This window comes from Corallococcus sp. AS-1-6 (assembly GCF_020037015.1).
Lineage (GTDB): Bacteria > Myxococcota > Myxococcia > Myxococcales > Myxococcaceae > Corallococcus.
In genome coordinates this window covers 49,490-65,567 of the sequence record NZ_JAIQDE010000031.1, presented here as the reverse complement: position 1 = coordinate 65,567, position 16,078 = coordinate 49,490, and the positions used below count along the sequence as shown (strand labels likewise).

17 protein-coding genes are annotated in these 16,078 nt (G+C 72.6%); all 17 read left to right on the top strand.

The window, feature by feature from the left end:
• Positions 1 to 6 precede the first annotated feature (6 nt).
• Positions 7 to 1,263 carry a serine hydroxymethyltransferase gene (gene glyA, locus K8612_RS32560; protein WP_223743827.1) on the top strand — a complete coding sequence of 419 codons (1,257 nt, stop codon included), beginning with the start codon at positions 7 to 9 and terminating at the stop codon, positions 1,261 to 1,263.
• A 9-nt stretch (positions 1,264 to 1,272) separates the two neighbouring features.
• Entirely contained in the window at positions 1,273 to 1,776 is a 504-nt protein-coding gene (gene nrdR, locus K8612_RS32555) for a transcriptional regulator NrdR (RefSeq protein WP_014395456.1), read from the top strand.
• A 10-nt stretch (positions 1,777 to 1,786) separates the two neighbouring features.
• On the top strand, positions 1,787 to 2,950 hold the full coding sequence (ribD, locus tag K8612_RS32550) for a bifunctional diaminohydroxyphosphoribosylaminopyrimidine deaminase/5-amino-6-(5-phosphoribosylamino)uracil reductase RibD (protein WP_223743828.1): 1,164 nt from the start codon (positions 1,787 to 1,789) through the stop codon (positions 2,948 to 2,950).
• 40 nt (positions 2,951 to 2,990) lie between these two features.
• Positions 2,991 to 3,656, top strand: a complete 666-nt coding sequence (locus tag K8612_RS32545; RefSeq protein WP_223765090.1) for a riboflavin synthase — start codon at positions 2,991 to 2,993, stop codon at positions 3,654 to 3,656.
• A gap of 27 nt (positions 3,657 to 3,683) precedes the next feature.
• Complete coding sequence (gene ribE / locus K8612_RS32540) at positions 3,684 to 4,184, top strand: 6,7-dimethyl-8-ribityllumazine synthase (protein ID WP_223765089.1); 501 nt, start codon at positions 3,684 to 3,686, stop codon at positions 4,182 to 4,184.
• 5 nt (positions 4,185 to 4,189) lie between these two features.
• Positions 4,190 to 4,615, top strand: a complete 426-nt coding sequence (gene nusB, locus K8612_RS32535) for a transcription antitermination factor NusB (RefSeq protein ID WP_223743831.1) — start codon at positions 4,190 to 4,192, stop codon at positions 4,613 to 4,615.
• Positions 4,612 to 5,103 (top strand): M17 family peptidase N-terminal domain-containing protein, encoded by a 492-nt coding sequence (locus K8612_RS32530; protein WP_223743832.1) that lies wholly within the window; start codon positions 4,612 to 4,614, stop codon positions 5,101 to 5,103. Before nusB ends, K8612_RS32530 begins: the two co-directional genes overlap by 4 nt.
• Positions 5,104 to 5,157: 54 nt before the next feature.
• Positions 5,158 to 5,532 carry a response regulator gene (locus K8612_RS32525; protein WP_120618951.1) on the top strand — a complete coding sequence of 125 codons (375 nt, stop codon included), beginning with the start codon at positions 5,158 to 5,160 and terminating at the stop codon, positions 5,530 to 5,532.
• Positions 5,529 to 7,760 carry a chemotaxis protein CheA gene (locus K8612_RS32520; RefSeq protein WP_223765088.1) on the top strand — a complete coding sequence of 744 codons (2,232 nt, stop codon included), beginning with the start codon at positions 5,529 to 5,531 and terminating at the stop codon, positions 7,758 to 7,760. The genes K8612_RS32525 and K8612_RS32520 overlap by 4 nt, the downstream gene beginning before the upstream one ends.
• 34 nt (positions 7,761 to 7,794) lie before the next feature.
• Positions 7,795 to 8,358 carry a chemotaxis protein CheW gene (locus tag K8612_RS32515; RefSeq protein WP_223765087.1) on the top strand — a complete coding sequence of 188 codons (564 nt, stop codon included), beginning with the start codon at positions 7,795 to 7,797 and terminating at the stop codon, positions 8,356 to 8,358.
• Complete coding sequence (locus K8612_RS32510) at positions 8,355 to 8,882, top strand: chemotaxis protein CheW (protein WP_223743834.1); 528 nt, start codon at positions 8,355 to 8,357, stop codon at positions 8,880 to 8,882. The genes K8612_RS32515 and K8612_RS32510 overlap by 4 nt, the downstream gene beginning before the upstream one ends.
• A gap of 292 nt (positions 8,883 to 9,174) precedes the next feature.
• Positions 9,175 to 11,166: a HEAT repeat domain-containing protein gene (locus K8612_RS32505; RefSeq protein ID WP_223765086.1), complete on the top strand. Its 1,992-nt coding sequence runs from the start codon at positions 9,175 to 9,177 to the stop codon at positions 11,164 to 11,166.
• Between the two features lie 13 nt (positions 11,167 to 11,179).
• Positions 11,180 to 12,052 (top strand): protein-glutamate O-methyltransferase CheR, encoded by an 873-nt coding sequence (locus K8612_RS32500; RefSeq protein ID WP_223765085.1) that lies wholly within the window; start codon positions 11,180 to 11,182, stop codon positions 12,050 to 12,052.
• Positions 12,052 to 13,095: a chemotaxis-specific protein-glutamate methyltransferase CheB gene (gene cheB, locus K8612_RS32495; protein WP_223765084.1), complete on the top strand. Its 1,044-nt coding sequence runs from the start codon at positions 12,052 to 12,054 to the stop codon at positions 13,093 to 13,095. Before K8612_RS32500 ends, cheB begins: the two co-directional genes overlap by 1 nt.
• 69 nt (positions 13,096 to 13,164) lie before the next feature.
• Complete coding sequence (locus K8612_RS32490) at positions 13,165 to 13,548, top strand: response regulator (protein WP_206797946.1); 384 nt, start codon at positions 13,165 to 13,167, stop codon at positions 13,546 to 13,548.
• A gap of 27 nt (positions 13,549 to 13,575) precedes the next feature.
• Complete coding sequence (locus K8612_RS32485; protein ID WP_223765083.1) at positions 13,576 to 14,349, top strand: ABC transporter ATP-binding protein; 774 nt, start codon at positions 13,576 to 13,578, stop codon at positions 14,347 to 14,349.
• Positions 14,346 to 16,067, top strand: coding sequence for a putative ABC exporter domain-containing protein (locus K8612_RS32480; RefSeq protein ID WP_223765082.1), 1,722 nt, complete (start codon positions 14,346 to 14,348; stop codon positions 16,065 to 16,067). Before K8612_RS32485 ends, K8612_RS32480 begins: the two co-directional genes overlap by 4 nt.
• The last annotated feature ends 11 nt before the right edge of the window (positions 16,068 to 16,078 follow it).

Sequence of the window (16,078 nt, the reverse complement as noted above, 5' to 3'; positions counted from 1 at the left end):
ACCCCCATGGAGAACACCCGCACGCTGTCCCAGGTGGATCCTGAAATCGCCCAGGTGCTCCGGCACGAGACGGAGCGTCAGGAGGAGGGGCTGGAGCTCATCGCCTCGGAGAACTTCGTCTCCCCGGCGGTGATGGAGGCGGTGGGCTCCGTGCTCACCAACAAGTACGCGGAAGGCTACCCCGGCAAGCGCTACTACGGCGGCTGCGAGGTGGTGGACGTGGCGGAGAACCTGGCCATCGCGCGCGCGAAGGAGCTGTTCGGCGCGGACGCGGTGAACGTGCAGGCGCACTCCGGCAGCCAGGCGAACATGGGCGCCTTCATGGCCCTGATGAAGCCGGGCGACACCATGCTGTCCCTGGACCTCAACTCCGGCGGCCACCTCACCCACGGCGCGGCGTTCAACTTCTCCGGCAAGCTCTACAAGGTCGTCCACTACGGCCTATCCCGCGACACGGAGACCATCGACTTCGCGCAGGTGGAGTCCCTGGCCCTGGAGCACAAGCCCAAGGTGCTGGTGGTGGGCGCGAGCGCGTACCCGCGCACGCTCGACTTCGCGAAGTTCCGGGAGATCGCCGACAAGGTGGGCGCCGCCATGCTGGTGGACATGGCCCACATCGCGGGCCTGGTGGCCGCGGGCGTGCACCCGTCTCCCGTGCCCTTCGCGGAGATCGTCACCACCACCACGCACAAGACGCTGCGCGGCCCGCGTGGCGGCATGGTGCTGTCGCGTGAGGCCTACGCGAAGACCATCAACAGCCAGATCTTCCCCGGCATCCAGGGCGGCCCGCTGATGCACGCCATCGCGGGCAAGGCGGTGGCCTTCAAGGAGGCGCTGTCGCCGGAGTTCAAGACGTACCAGAAGCAGATTGTGGCCAACGCGCAGGCGCTGGCGGAGGCGCTGAAGTCCGCGGGCCTGCGGCTGTGCTCGGGCGGCACGGACAACCACCTGATGCTGGTGGACCTGCGCGCCAAGAAGCTCACCGGCAAGGTGGCCGAGGACGTGCTGGGCAAGGCGGGCATCACCGTCAACAAGAACATGATCCCCTTCGACCCGGAGAAGCCCACGACGACCTCCGGCGTCCGGGTGGGCACCCCGGCCATCACCACGCGCGGCATGCGCGAGGCGGAGATGGCGGTGGTGGGCCGGCTCATCGGCCAGGCGCTGGACGCCGCGCAGGACGACGCGGCGCTGGCGCGGGTGAAGGGGCAGGTGAAGGAGCTGGCGCAGGGCTTCCCGCTGTACGCCTCGCGGCTGAAGTAACCGAAGCCCGTGCGCTGCCCCTTCTGTCAGGACCCGGAGAACAAGGTCATCGACTCGCGAGAGTCGCACGAGGGCTCCGTCATCCGGCGGCGCCGCGAGTGCCTGGCCTGCAAGCGCCGCTTCACCACGTACGAGCGGGTGGAGGAGCTCTACCCGCTCATCGTGAAGAAGGACGGGCGCCGCGAGGCCTTCGACCGCGAGAAGATGCTCAACGGCCTGAAGAAGGCGTGTGAGAAGCGCCCGGTGTCCGCCGCGCAGTTGGAGGCGACGGTGGAGGACATCGAGCGGCTGCTCCAGGGGATGGGGGAGAAGGAGGTCCCCTCCTCATCCATTGGCGAGCACGTGATGCGGCGGTTACAGCAACTGGACGAGGTGGCCTACGTGCGCTTCGCGTCCGTGTACCGCAGCTTCCGGGACATCTCCGAGTTCATGCACGAGCTGAAGGACCTGCTCGAGGACCAGGAGCGTGAGCGCAAGGCGAAGCCGCCTGTGACTCCGCCCAAGGACGGTTAGGAAGGGCGGTATGCGCTTGCTCACGCGGTCACGGTTGCAGGCGGTGAAGACGCCCCGCTCCAAGCGCGCGGCGGACTTCGACCACGCGGTGGCCGAGTTCTTCATGCGCATCGCCCTGGAGGAGGCCGCCAAGGGCCTGGGCCGCACCAGCCCCAACCCCGTCGTGGGCGCGGTGCTGGTGAAGGGCGGGCGCATCATCGCGCGCGGCCACCACAAGAAGGCCGGCACGGCGCACGCGGAGGTCGTCGCGCTGGAGGCCGCGGGCTCCAAGGCGCGCGGCGCGGACCTCTACACGACGCTGGAGCCGTGCGACCACTACGGGCGCACCCCGCCGTGCAGCCTGGCGGTGCTGGAGGCCGGCGTGCGGCGCGTGTTCAGCGCGTCGTCCGACCCCAACCCGCTGGTCAGCGGCAAGGGGCTCAACCGGCTCAAGCGCGGCGGCGTGTCGGTGGTGACGCACGTCCTCAAGGACGAGGCGGACGCGCTCAACCGGCCCTTCTTCAAGATGATGCGCACGGGCCTGCCGTGGGTGACGCTCAAGGCCGCGGTGACGCTGGACGGGAAGATCGCCGCGCCCTCCGGTGACTCGAAGTGGGTGACGGGCGAGGCTTCACGCGCGTGGGTGCACCGGCTGCGCGACCAGGTGGACGCCATCCTCGTGGGCGCCAACACCGTGCGCATGGATGACCCGCGGCTCACCACGCGGCTGCCCGGCGGCGGGGGCAAGGACCCGGTGCGCGTGGTGGTGGACTCGCACCTCAAGCTGTCCCCGGGCCACACCGTCTTCACGCAGCGCAGCCCCGCGCGCACCGTCATCGCCACGCTGGAGGATCCGGAGGGCCGGCGCGCCCGGCGCTTCCTGGCCCAGGGCGTGGAGGTGTGGAACGTGCGCGCGAAGCAGGACCGCGTGGACCTGAAGGCCGTGCTCAAGCGCGTGAAGAAGGAGGGGCTCAACCACGTGCTCGTGGAGGGCGGCGCGGGCCTGTACGGCACGCTGCTCCGCGAGCACCTGGCGGATGCGCTCGCCCTGTTCCTCGCTCCCAAGCTGGTGGGGGCCGGGGGCCTGACGTGGACGGGGGAGCTGGGCGTGAAGGACATGGCCCAGGCCCTGGCCGTGAAGGACCTGACGATGGAGAAGGTGGGGGACGACGTCCTCCTGCGAGCCCTGCTCTGAAGGCCAGCGCCCGGGCAGGGCATCCGTTAAGGTTCCGGCCATGTTCACCGGCCTCATCCAGGACACTGGCACCATCACCCGCGTCGCCTCTGGCGCGATGACCGACTACTGGATTCGCACCTCGCTGGGCGCGGAGGCCTTCGCCCTGGGGGAATCCATCGCCGTGGACGGCGCCTGCCTCACCGTCGTGGAGAAGGGGGGGGACACCTTCCGCGTGCAGGCGGCCCCGGAGACGCTGCGGCGCACCACCCTGGGGGACCGCAGGGCGGGCGACCGGGTGAACCTGGAGCGGGCGCTCGCCCTGGGGGACCGGCTGGGCGGCCACCTGGTGTCGGGCCACGTGGACGCCGTCAGTGAAGTGCTGGAGACGTTCGCGGAAGGGGGCTCGTGGGTGATGGTGTTCCGGCTGCCCCCGGAGCTGGCGCCCTGCTTCATTGAAAAGGGCTCCGTCACCATCGACGGCATCAGCCTCACGGTGAACGCGGTGGACGCCGGCACCTTCCGGGTGCAGTTGATTCCGGAAACCCAACAGCGCACCACCCTGCACGGCAAGGGCCCGGGGGCGAAGGTGAACCTGGAGGGCGACCTCATTGGCAAGTACGTGGCCCGGCTGTACGCCCTCCGGGGCGCCCCGGAGGCCGCCACCCCGGGTGCGGGGCTGACGGAGGCGGTGGTGCGGGCGGCGGGTTTCAGCCCTCGCGGGTAGGGGCTCGGGTGGTGTAAGGAGCGCGCCATGCCTCGCTATTTCGAAGGGGATTTCCTCCCCCCCCAGGGCCGGTTCGCCATCTGCGTGTCCCGGTTCAACAGCTTCATCACGGAGGAGCTCTTGAAGGGCGCCGTGGACACCCTGGTGCGCCATGGCGTGAAGGACGACGCCATCGACGTGTACCGCTGCCCCGGCACCTATGAGCTGCCCGGCCTCACCCGCCGCGTGTCGGAGGGGGGCCAGTACGCGGGCATCATCGTCCTGGGCGCCGTGATTCGCGGCGGCACCCCCCACTTCGACTACGTGGCGGGCGAGTGCGCCAAGGGCATTGGTTCGGTGGCGTTCAGCGCGGCCGCCGGCCCGAAGCCGGCGTCGGTGACGTTCGGCGTGCTCACGTGCGATACCGTGGAGCAGGCCATCGACCGGGCGGGCGTGAAGGCGGGCAACAAGGGCGCGGAGGCCGCGCTGGCCTGCATCGAAATGGTCAACCTCTTCGCGCGCATGTCCGGCGCGGAGCGAAAGGGCTAACCGCGATGGGCGCGCGCAGAACGGCACGAGAGCGGGCGCTGCAGGCGCTCTACAAGTTGGAGATGGACCAGGGCGCCACCACGCGGGAGGCCCTGGACTCCGCGTGGGCCGCCTCCGCGGAGGACGGCAACCCGGAGCCGGACGCGGTGAAGTTCGCCAAGGAGCTCGTGGAGGGCGTGGAGGCCCACCGCGAGGAGATTGACGGGCTCATCGAGCGCCACAGCCACAACTGGCGCCTGGACCGCATGTCCCGCATCGACCGCAACGTCCTGCGGCTGGGCATCTTCGAGTTGAAGTACCGCCCGGACATCCCCCGCAAGGTGACCATCAACGAGGCCGTGGAGCTGGGGAAGAACTTCGGCACCGAGGAGTCGAGCGCCTTCGTCAACGGCCTGCTGGACCGCGTCGCGGTGGCGCTCGGGAAGCCGTGAGCCAGACGCAGACCCTGGACGTGGGCCTGGAGGGCCTGGACGCGCTGAACGGGGTGGACGCCCTCTGCCTGTTCGTGGCCGAGGACGACCGCCCCCTGCCGTCCTCCGCCGGCTACGTGGACTGGCGGCTGTGCGGCGCCTTGTCGCGCGTGCTCCAGGGTGGGTTCTTCACCGGCGTGAAGGACGACTGGCTCCTGTTGCCGTCGGACGGGAAGCTGTCCGTGCCGCGCATCTTCGTGGTGGGGCTGGGCTCCCGGAAGCGCCTGGACGCGTCCGCGCTGGGCGAGGCGCTGGCGGGCGCGGCCAAGGTGCTGAGCCGCGCGAAGGTGGAGTCGGTGGCCTTGGAGGTCCCCCAGGGGGCTTCCCTGAGCGACTCCGCCCGCGCGGAGGCGTACCAGCGGCAGTTCCTGCCCGCGTTCAAGGGGGGACGGGTGTCCCTCCTCGCGGACAAGGGCCTTGTCGGGTCGCTGTCATCCCGGAAGGGCTGACGCACAGCGGCCAGGCGGGGGTTCTGCTAGCATCCGGCCCTTGAGGCGCGCGCGATGAAGTTCAAGGTGTTGATCGTCGAGGACTCCAAGGTGTCGCGCGAGCACATCGCCGCGACCGTGGAGGCCGTGGAGGGCGTGGAGGCCGTCACCACGGCCAGCGGCTTCGAGGCGCTGAAGCTGCTGCCGCGCCAGCGCTTCGACCTCATCATCACCGACATCAACATGCCCGACATCAACGGGCTGGAGCTCATCAACTTCGTCAAGAAGAACCCCAACTACCGGGACGTGCCGCTCATCATCGTCACCACCGAGGGGCGTGAGCAGGACCGCTCGCGGGGCATGGCGCTGGGCGCCGCCGGCTACCTGGTGAAGCCGTTCCAGCCGGAGGACCTGGAGGCGCTCCTGCGGCGCTTCCTGAAGCCGCTGTGACGCCCGGAGGCAAGGCGCTGGCGGAGTTCGTCGCCGAGGCCACCGAAATCCTGGATGCGCTGGGCCGCGACCTGCTGGCCCTGGACGAGGCGCGCGGCCAGGAGGCGGATCCCGAGCACATCAACGGCATCTTCCGCGCGGCGCACTCGCTCAAAGGCCTGTCGGGCCTCTTCGGCCAGGAGCGCATCAGCCACCTGGCGCACGCGGCGGAGGACCTGCTGGACCGGCTGCGGCTGGGCCGGCTGACGCTGGACGACGGGGTCCTGGACACGCTGGTGGACGCGCTGGACACGTTCCAGGCGCTGCTCGGGGAGGCGTCCCGGAGCGAGGAGGGGCCCGAGCTCTCCCAGCGCACCCGCGACATGGAGGACCGCATGGCGCGGCTGGGCTCGCCCCCGCCCGCCGTGGAAGAGGATCCGCTGGAGCGGCTGGAGCTGGACGCGACGGTGCGCGCCGTCTTCACCGAGTACGAGGAGCACCGGCTGCGCGAGAACGTGCGGCGCGGCGTGGCCCTGTGGCGGGTGCGCGCGGCGTTCGACCTCACGGACTTCGACCAGGGGCTGGCGGACCTGAACGCGCGCCTCAAGCCCCTGGGTGAGGTCATCAGCACGCTGCCCTCGTCGCGGCCGGGCGGCGCCAACGGCATCGCGTTCGACCTCATCTTCGGCGCGAAGGTGGACGCCCGGGCGCTGGAGGACGGCCTGAGGGGCTCGCCCGCGGAGCTGGCGCCGCTGTCCGTCCGGCCGCCGGAAGCGGGGTCGGCGGGGCCCGCGTCCGGCGTGCCCCGGCCGCGCGAGGACGCCGAGGTCCTGCTTCCGGACGTGGACGACGACGGGGCCGACGAGGACGCCGAGGCGGAGGTGGAGACCACGAGCCTCGCGACCGTGCCCGCGCATCCGGGGCCGGGCGCGCAGCGCATGCGGGCGGTGGCGCCTCCGGCCACGGTGGTGGGGCTCCAGGCCGCCGCGTCCGCGCCCATCCCCGCGGGCCGTCCCAAGGCGGAAGAGACGTCCATGCGCTCGCTCACGCAGACGGTGCGCGTGGACATCGGGCGGCTGGACGGGCTCATCAACATGGTGGGCGAGCTCCTGCTCATCAAGGCCAACCTCCAGCGACTGGCGGAGACGTCCCGGCAGGACGGCACCGTCGCGCTGTCCAAGCTCTTCGGTCAGGAGCTGTCGCGGGAGACGCGCCAGTTGGAGCGCAAGCTGGAGGCGCTCCAGGAGGGGCTGCTCGAAGCGCGCATGGTCCCGGTGGGCCAGGTCTTCGACAAGCTGGCGCGGCTGGTGCGGAAGATTGCCCGCGAGGCCGGCAAGGAGATCGACTTCGTCAGCTCCGGCGGCGAGGTGGAGCTGGACAAGCTCATCGTGGAGGAGCTCAGCGACCCGCTGATGCACCTCATCCGCAACGCCATCGACCACGGCGCGGAGGGCCCGGAGTCGCGGCTGTCCGCGGGCAAGCCCCGGCGCGCGACGGTGCGGCTGCGCGCGGAGCAGAAGGGCAACCACGTCGTCATCAGCGTGTCCGATGACGGCTCGGGCATCGACGAGGTGCGCGTGCGCGAGGTGGCGCTGTCGCGCGGGCTCGTCACCTCGTCGCAGGTCAGTGAGATGACGCGGCGCGAGCTGCTCAACCTCATCTTCCTGCCGGGCTTCTCCACCCGCTCCAGCGTCAGCTCGCTCTCTGGAAGAGGCGTGGGCCTGGACGTGGTGAAGAACAACCTGGGCAACCTCTCCGGCATCATCGACGTGTGGAGTGAGCGCGGGAAGGGCACGGCCTTCCACCTGACGCTGCCGGTGACGCTGGCCATCGTGCGCGCGCTGGTGGTGGGCGTCAGCGGCCGTACCTACGCGGTGCCGCTCAACAGCGTGCTCGAAATCCTCTCCGTGCAGCCGCGCGACATCCGCACCGTGGAGCGGCGCGAGGTGTTGGACCTGCGCGGCCAGACGCTGCCCTTCCTGCGGCTGGGGCGCCTGTTCCACCTGCCGGAGCGCGAGGTGAACCGCCACTTCGTCGTCGTGGTGGGCCTGGCGCAGCAGCGGCTGGGCATCGCGGTGGACGAGCTGTTCGGCCAGCAGGACATCGTCACCAAGCCCCTGGGTGGCCGGCTGAGCCGCGTGAAGGGCATCTCCGGCGCCACCGACCTGGGCAACCGCCGCACCGTCCTGGTGCTGGATGTCGCGGAACTCCTGGAAGAGGGCATCGCGCACGAGCGCCGCCGCGCTTGAGGCGTCCCTGCCGGGGGCTGCTATCCTCCCGGGCGTGTCCCGTTTCGAAGCCCTGCTCGACGCGTTCTTCTACCGCCCGGACGAGGACGTCGGCGGCCTGCTGGACTTCGCCGCGGGCAGCGACGACCTGGCGCAGCCGATCCCGGAGGAGGAGCCCGTCGAGTACCTGGCCTTCCGCCTGGAGGCGGAGTGCTACGCGGTGCCCATCCTCGCGGTGAGGGAGATCTGCAAGGTGCCGCTGCTCACGGAGATTCCGCGCGCGGAGCCGCAGCTCCTGGGCGTGATGAACCTGCGCGGGGAGCTGCTGCCCGTCTACGACGTGAAGCTGCGGCTGCGGCTGGCGGACGCGCCGCCGGTGGTGGCGGGGCCGGACGCGGGCCTGCCGCCCCGGGCCGCGCGCATCCTGGTGCTCAAGACGGCGGACGGGCCCGCGGGCGTGTGGGTGGACTCGGTGGCGGGGGTGGTGCGGCTCAAGCCGTCCATGGTGGAGCTGTCTCCCGCGGGGCTGCGCGGAGACCGGGACTGCGTGGCGGGGCTGGGGCGCAAGGGCTCGCAGCTCTACATCCTGTTGGATCCGGAGCAGGCGCTCGCCCCATGACGGACTCCGTGAACCTGCTGGTCCGCCGCCCGCGCGGCGAGCGGACCTCCGAGACGCCCGCGGCCGAGGCGGAGGTGCAGTTGTGCGCCTTCTTCGTGGGCAACGAGGAGTACGTCCTGGACATCATGCGCGTGGAGGAGATCCTCCCGCCCCAGCGCGTGATTCCCATCCCGCACGCGCCCGCCTTCGTGGAGGGCGTGCTGCACCTGCGCGGCGCGATGCTGCCCGTGGTGGACCTGCGGCGGCGCCTGCTGGGGGAGCCCTCGCAGGAGACGCGGCGCACGCGGCTGCTCGTGTGCCGGCTGGGGACGCGGCGCGTGGTGGCGCGGGTGGACCGCGTGGCGGAGGTGCTGCGCGTGCGCCGCGCTGACATCAAGCCCGCGCCCGCGCTCATGGCCGGGGGCCGCACGCCGTTCGTGGTGGGCGTGTGCGGACCGCCGGAGCGGCTGCGGCTGCTGCTGGATTTGAAGGCGCTCCTGCGCGCGGAGCTGGAGCGCGACTCCCGCCCGCCGTCCCCGGGCTGAGCGCTGCCCGGCTTCCCGCCGGGAACGGTGCCGGGCGTCCATTCCCCCGGGGACTTCGGCCAGGAGGGCTGGGACCTGGAGGCGCAGGTGGGATGAGCGGCGGCCTCGCTCCTTGTTCCCGCTGGGAAGCGAAGGGTGCGAAGGTGAACGTTACGCCCTGGCGCCGGGCTGCCCTCCGGCGCGGGAGCGGCGCGGCGGGACACCTGACGGGCCTCGTGGGACGCGACTCCTCCAGCGGGTTCGAGCAGGATGCGGGCATCCCGAGGAACACGAGCCCCGAAGGAGGACGGCGATGAGCGACACGGTGCGGTCCCCCGCGGGGCAGGAGGAGGCGCGTTACCGGGCGCTGCAGGCGGTGGATCCACGCGCTCCCGGCGCCCTGGAGACCTTCACCACCGGCCTGCACGACGAGAGCTGGCGCGTGCGCCACGCGGCGGCGGCGGGACTGCGCCACGTGCCGGATGCGCCGGGCGTCACCGCGCGGCTCATCTCCGTCCTGGGCGAGCGCGGCGAGACGGGCGCGCGCAACGCGGCGGCCGAGGCGCTGGCCGGCATGGGGCCGGTGGCGATACCGCCGCTGGTGCGGCTGCTGGAGCACGAGGACCCGGATCAACGCAAGCTGGCGGCGGACATCCTGGGCCAACTGGGCCGCCCGGAGGTGGAGGACGCGCTCCTGCGCGCGCTCTCCGATGACGACCTCAACGTGCGCGTGGCGGCCGCGGAGGCGCTGGGCCGGATGGGCGGGGACGCCGCCGCGAGGGCGCTGGAAGGCCTGCTGGACACGCCCACGCCCCTGGTGCGGCTGGCCGCGCTGGAGGGGCTCGCGTCACTGAAGCGCGCACCCCCGCTGGAGCGGGTGATGGCGCTGGTGGAGGAGCCGGGCGTGCAGCGCAGCGCCCTGCGCCTGCTGGGCCTGTACGCCCCGGGCGTGGCCACGGAGCGCATCTGCCGGGCCGTGGCGTCGCCGGTGCGCTCGGTGCGCGAGGCGGCGCTCGTCGCGCTGGGGACGCAGGCGTCGGCGCTGGGCCCTTACGAGCGCGGCGAGCTGGATGCGGTGGCGCGCGAGGTGCTGAGCGGCATCCCGGACGTGACGGCGCACGTGGCACAGGCGCTGGACGGCGACGACGTCCAGGTGCGGGCCGGCGCGCTGGTGGCGGCCGGAGCGCTGGGCGAGGCTTCGCTCGCGGTGGCGGTGGCGGAGGTGGCGCGCGAGGACCGGCTGCTGCGCGAGGTGCTCGTCACGCTGGGCCAACTGGGGCCGGAGGGCCGGCGCCAACTGCTCGGCAGCATGGGCACGCTGTCGTTGCCCGCGCGCACGGTGGCGGCCGAGGCGCTGGTGCTGCTGGTGGACTCGACGTCGGTGCCGGAGCTGTGCGCGCTCCTGGAGTGGGCGGAGGACGACCTGCGCGCGGTGGTGGTGCGCGCGCTGGGGCGCACGCGCTCGCCGGACGCCGTGGCGCCGCTGGTGGAGCTGCTCGCCGACCCCGCGCTGTCGGGCATGGCGGCGCGAGCGCTGGAGCAGTTGACCGTGGCGCACCCGCTGGCCGCGCTGGCCGCGCTGGAGGCGGCGGTGGAGCAGCGCACGACCCCCGCGGCGGTGGCGGTGCTGGGCCGGCTGGGCGGCGCGCGGGTGCTGCCCGTGCTGCGGCGGATCGCCCGTGATGAAGACGCTGCCTGGCGCGCGGCGGCGGTGGAGGCGGCGGGCCGGGCGGACGGCGAGGGCGGCCTGGAGCTGGCGCGCGGCGCGCTGGCGGACGAGTCCCCCCGGGTGCGCATCGCCGCGGTGCGCTCCCTGGGACAGCAGGGGGGCAGGGAGGCCGCGGCGTTCCTGGGGCTCGCGCTGAAGGACGAGGACCGCGGCGTGCGCGTGGCCGCGGTGGAGGCCGTGGGCGCGGCCGGCGCGAAGGAGCGCTCGCAAGACCTGGAGGCCCTGGTGCGCCACGGCGATGGCGCGCTCGCGATGCTGGCGGTGCGCGCGCTGACGAAGCTGGGGACGGTGGGCGCGGGCGTGCTGTGGGACGCGCTCAGCCATCACGACGCGGAGGTGGTGAAGGCGGCGCTGGCGGCGCTGGGGGCGGCGGAGGCCTCGGCGGACGGGGCGGCGCTCGCGGTGTCGCTGTTGGGCCACCCCCGCTGGGACGTGCGGGCGGCCGCGGCGCGCGTGCTGGGCGGGTTGGGGCGGCCGGAGTGCCTGCCCGCGCTCCAGCAGGCGATGTCGGTGGAGCAGGACGCGCTGGCCCGGGTGGCGCTGGCGGAAGCGGTCGACCGGTTGTCGGGGCGTTGAGGGGAGGACTCGGATGCCACGCTTCGACGAGGGCCGCCCGGAGATGACGCTGGAGGAGTTCCGGCTGCTGCGCGACCACGTCTACGCGCACTGCGGAATCCTCATCCACGAGAACATGAAGTTCGTGATGGAGCGCCGGCTGTGGCCCCGGCTGGAGGCGCTGGGCATCCAGGACTTCGGCTCCTATCACCGCTACCTGCGCTACGACGCCCAGCGCAGCGCGGAGCTGGAAGCGGCGGTGGAGTCGCTCACCACGCACGAGACGTACTTCTTCCGCGAACCCGCGCAGCTCAAGGCCTTCCGCGAGGAGCTGCTCCCCATCCTGGAGAAGCGCAACGCGCACACGCGGAGGCTGCGGCTGTGGTCCGCGGGGTGCTCCTCCGGCGAGGAGGCGTACACGCTGGCCATGCTCCTCAAGGAGAGCGGCCGCTTCGACGACTGGGACGTGGAGGTCCTGGGCACGGACCTGTCGCGCCGCGTGCTGGCCCTGGCCCGCCGCGCCGAGTACGGCCCCAGCGCCCTGCGCGCGACGCCGCCGGACCTGCTGGAGCGCTACTTCGTGCCCGCGGGGGTGAACCGCGTCCGCGTGCGCGACGACGTGAAGGCGTGGGTGAGCTTCGGTCACCACAACCTCTCGGACGTGGCGGGCAGCCAGTTGGTGCCGCGCTCGGATGTCGTCTTCTGCCGCAACGTGATGATCTACTTCGACCTGGCCGCGCGCCGCCGCGTGCTCGGCGTCATCCGCGACCGGCTCTGCCCCGGGGGCTACCTGCTCCTGGGCCACGCGGAGAACCTGCTCAGCCTGGGCGCGGACTTCGAACTGGTGCACCTGAAGGGCGACCTCGTCTACCGCCGGCCCGAGCTCCCGGGCGGGGAGGGCCGCTGATGGGACGCCCGCTCACGGTGCTCATCATCGACGACTCGGCCACCAACCGCCGCACGCTCACCACGCTCCTGGAGTCCTCCGCGGAGGTGATGGTGCTGGACTGGGCCCAGGACGGCGAGGAGGGGCTCAAGAAGGTCCTGGACCTGAAGCCCGACGTGGTGACGGTGGACCTGGAGATGCCCCGGCTGGGCGGCCACACCTTCCTGCGCCTGCTCATGCGCGCGGCGCCCACGCCCGTCATCGTCATCTCCAGCTATTCGCACCGCTCGGACGTCGACAAGGCGCTGGAACTGGGCGCGGTCGACTTCATCGCCAAGCCGGTCCAGGCAACGCCCGCGGCGCTGGAGCACCTGCGCCGGGAGCTGCTCGACAAGGTGCTCGCGGCGCGCCACGCGAAGTCCGGGGGACGCCACGGGGCCGCGCCGCGCGGCGCCGTGCTGTCCGGGGAGGTGCCGCAGGTCATCGCCGTGGGCGCGTCCACGGGCGGGCCCCCCGCGGTGCAGCGGCTCTTGGAGGGACTGGCCACCGAGCCGACCGTCAGCGTGCTGGTGGGCCAGCACATGCCCTCGCAGTTCACCAAGGCCTTCGCGGAGCGCCTGGACCGCATCGGCCCGTTCACGGTGACGGAGGCGTGCGAGGGCGACGTGGTGAAGCCGGGCCACGTCTACATCGCGCCGGGAGGGCGGCACCTGCTGCTGTCGGACCGGACCGGGCGCCTGGAACTGCGCACGCCGTCACCGGTGCCCGCGGACAAGTACGCACCGTCGGTGGACCGCCTCTTCGAGAGCGCGGCGGAGGTGCTGGGCCCGCGCGCGGTGGCGGTGGTGCTGACGGGGATGGGGGCGGACGGGGCGCAAGGCGTGCGCGCGGTCCGCCGCGAGGGCGGCGAGACGTGGGCCGAGTCCGAGGACACGGCGGTGGTGTACGGCATGCCCAAGGAGGCCATCGCCACCGGGGCGGTGAGCCGGGTGCTGGCGCTGGACGACATCGGGACGGAGCTGGCCGCGCTGGTGCGCCGCCGGCGGCAGCCCGGCGGGCAGTGAATCGCTGGCTGCATGACAGCCGCCGCACAATCCCGGGCCGGACGGCGCGCGGGTGCTAGGCTGGTGTCCATGTCGCAGCAGATCCGCGCACTGGTGGTGGATGACTCGCAGGCGATGCGCCGCAGCATCATGTACGCGCTCCAGCGCCTGGCGGACGTGGTCTGCATCGAGGCCCAGGACGGCGTGGAGGGGCTGAAGAAGCTCTCCACGCAGGGCCGCTTCGACCTGGTGATGACGGACATCAACATGCCGTTGATGGACGGGCTGAAGCTCATCCACCACATCCGCCAGACGGAGGAGCACCGGGCGGTGCCCATCGTCGTGGTGACGACGGAGGGCGCGGCGGCGGACCGGGAGCGGGCCATGGCGCTGGGGGCCACGGCCTACCTGGTGAAGCCCGTGCAGGCCCGCGTGGTGCTGGACACGGTGAAGGAACTGCTGAAGCTCGGCTGAGCTCCGACAGCAATCCCAAGGGCACGCATGGAACCGGCGCTGGACGTCGAGGGGCTGGAGAAGACGTACGGCGCGGTGCGGGCGGTGCGCGGCCTGTCCTTCCAGGTGGCCCCGGGCGAGGTGCTGGGACTCGTGGGGCCCAACGGCGCGGGCAAGACGTCCACGCTGCGGTGCCTGGCCGGCATCCTCCCGCCCTCCGCGGGGCGCGTGCGGGTGGCGGGCTTCGACGTGGCGCAGGCACCGGTGGAGGCGAAGCGCGAGCTGGCGTTCCTCCCGGACGAGCCGCGCTTCTTCGAGTACCTCACCGTCTGGGAGCACCTGAACTTCACCGCGCGCCTCTACGGCGTGGAGGACTGGGAGGCGCGGGGCCGCGCGCTCCTGGAGGAGATGGAGCTCACGGGCCGGGAGAAGTCGCTGCCGGGCGAGCTGTCGCGGGGCATGAAGCAGAAGCTGTCCATCGCGTGCGGCTTCCTGCACCAGCCCCGGCTCATCCTGCTGGATGAGCCGCTGACGGGGTTGGATCCGCTGGGCATCCGCCGCATGAAGGCCTCGCTGCGCCGCCGCGCGGAGGAGGGCACGGCGCTGGTGCTGTCGTCGCACCTGCTCCCGCTGGTGGAGGAGCTGTGCCACCGGCTGCTCGTCATCGCCGGAGGGCGCGCGGTGGCGCTGGGCTCGCTGCCGGAGATCCGCGAGCAGATGGCGGGCGGCGCCGGGGACGGCGCGTCGCTGGAGGAGCTGTTCGTGCGCATCACCAGCGCGGCGTCGGAGGAGGCGCGAGCGCGGGGGCACGAGCCGGCGTGAGCTTCCCGAGCGCGGTGGTGTTCCTCTGGGTGAGGACGTGGCGCAACCGGGTGGTGCGCCAGGTGCAACGGCTGAAGCGTCCGCGCTACCTCCTGGGGGCGCTGGTGGGGCTCGCGTACCTGTACTCGCTGGTGGGGCGCAGCGTCTTCGTCCAGGGCACGGGCCGCGCGGTGTCCCCCAACGCGCGGCTGTTCGCGGAGCTCTCGCTGGAGGTCTCCGTGCTGGGCACGCTGGTGACGGCGTGGGTGCTGGGGGCGGACCGGCCGGCGCTGACCTTCACGCAGACGGAGGTGCAGACCTTCTTCGCCGCGCCCGTCACGCGCAAGGCGCTCCTGCACTACAAGCTGCTGCGCGGCCTCTTGAGCGCGGTGCTCGCGGCGCTGGCGGCGACCCTCTTCGTGGGGCGCTTCACCAGCCCCCGCCCGGTGCTCTTCTTCCTGGGCGCGGCGCTGGCCATGGGGACGCTCTACCTGCACGGCACGGCGGCGTCCTTCGTGCGCGCGTGGCTCGTGTCTCAAGGCCGCTGGGGCAGCGCGGTGAGGTGGGCGGTGGTGGCGGGGGTGCTGGTGGCGGGGATGGGCACGCTGCTGTCCACGCTGCGCGATTACCCGCTGCCGGAGAACCTCTCCCGGCCCTTCGCGGTGCGCGAGTGGCTGCGCGACGTGCTCGACGCCCCCGGGCTCCGGGCGGTGCTGTGGCCCGGCCGGGCGCTGGTGGCCCCCGCGATGGCGCGGAGCTGGGAGGGCTTCCTGCGCTTCCTGCCCGCGTCGCTGGCGCTGCTGGTCGCGCACTACGCCTGGGTGCTCGCGGTGGAGGTGCCCTTCGAGGACTCCGCGGTGGCCGGGGCGGAGGCGCGGACGCGGCGGCGGGAGCAGCGGGCCGCGCGCTCGGGCTCCATCCGGGTCGGCCGGGTGCCCTTCGTGCTGCAGGCCCGGGGGCGTCCGGAGGTCGCGCTCCTGTGGAAGAACCTCATCGCGCGCAGGCGCATGGGCAGCGGGCTGGTGATGTTGCTGTCCTTTGGCGTCCTGGGCGCCGTGTTCGCGCTGGTGATGGGGGACACGCGGCTGTTCTCCAACAGCCGTGAGTTCCTGGGCCCCATGGCCCTGATGGTCGCGCTGGCCATGGCCGTGATTGGCCCGAGCGCGTTCCGCACCGACCTGCGCATGGACCTGCCGAAGCTGGAGCTCCTGCGCGCGCTGCCGCTCACGGGGCGGCAGGTGGTGGGCGCGGAGCTGGCGGCGTCCGCGCTGACATTGGGCGTGGCGCAGTGGGTGATGTTGCTGTTGGCGCTGGTGCTGGGCGTGGGCGCGGACGACGTGACGCTCGCGCCCTGGTCCACGCCGGTGGTGCTGGGGCTGCTGCCGGTGCTGCCGGCGCTGGGGCTTGCGGGGCTGTTCGTGCAGAACGCGGCGGTGGTGCTGCTGCCCGCGTGGATTCCGGCGGACTCCGAGCGGGCGCGCGGCGTGGAGGCGCTGGGCCAGCGGCTGCTCACGCTGGTGGGCACGCTGGTGGTGACGTTCCTGGGACTGTTGCCTGCCGCGGTGGTGGCCCTCCTCGTGGGCTATCCGCTGTTCACTGTCATGGGGCGCTGGGCGGTTCCGCTCGCGGGGCTGGCGGCGGCGGGGGCACTCTGCGCGGAGGTGGCGCTGGGCGTCGCCGTCCTGGGCCGCGCCTTCGAGCGGCTGGACGTGTCGGAAGAACAGTCCAACGAAGCGTGAACGCGAGCACG

Bases quoted from the DNA above. Each gene is read 5' to 3' on its own strand.
- cheB (WP_223765084.1), top strand. From the start codon at position 12,052: ATGGGACGCCCGCTCACGGTGCTCATCATCGACGACTCGGCCACCAAC.
- K8612_RS32525 (WP_120618951.1), top strand. From the start codon at position 5,158: ATGAAGTTCAAGGTGTTGATCGTCGAGGACTCCAAGGTGTCGCGCGAG.
- K8612_RS32500 (WP_223765085.1), top strand. From the start codon at position 11,180: ATGCCACGCTTCGACGAGGGCCGCCCGGAGATGACGCTGGAGGAGTTC.
- K8612_RS32485 (WP_223765083.1), top strand. From the start codon at position 13,576: ATGGAACCGGCGCTGGACGTCGAGGGGCTGGAGAAGACGTACGGCGCG.
- K8612_RS32490 (WP_206797946.1), top strand. From the start codon at position 13,165: ATGTCGCAGCAGATCCGCGCACTGGTGGTGGATGACTCGCAGGCGATG.
- glyA (WP_223743827.1), top strand. From the start codon at position 7: ATGGAGAACACCCGCACGCTGTCCCAGGTGGATCCTGAAATCGCCCAG.
- K8612_RS32545 (WP_223765090.1), top strand. From the start codon at position 2,991: ATGTTCACCGGCCTCATCCAGGACACTGGCACCATCACCCGCGTCGCC.
- nusB (WP_223743831.1), top strand. From the start codon at position 4,190: ATGGGCGCGCGCAGAACGGCACGAGAGCGGGCGCTGCAGGCGCTCTAC.
- ribE (WP_223765089.1), top strand. From the start codon at position 3,684: ATGCCTCGCTATTTCGAAGGGGATTTCCTCCCCCCCCAGGGCCGGTTC.
- K8612_RS32505 (WP_223765086.1), top strand. From the start codon at position 9,175: ATGAGCGACACGGTGCGGTCCCCCGCGGGGCAGGAGGAGGCGCGTTAC.
- ribD (WP_223743828.1), top strand. From the start codon at position 1,787: ATGCGCTTGCTCACGCGGTCACGGTTGCAGGCGGTGAAGACGCCCCGC.
- K8612_RS32510 (WP_223743834.1), top strand. From the start codon at position 8,355: ATGACGGACTCCGTGAACCTGCTGGTCCGCCGCCCGCGCGGCGAGCGG.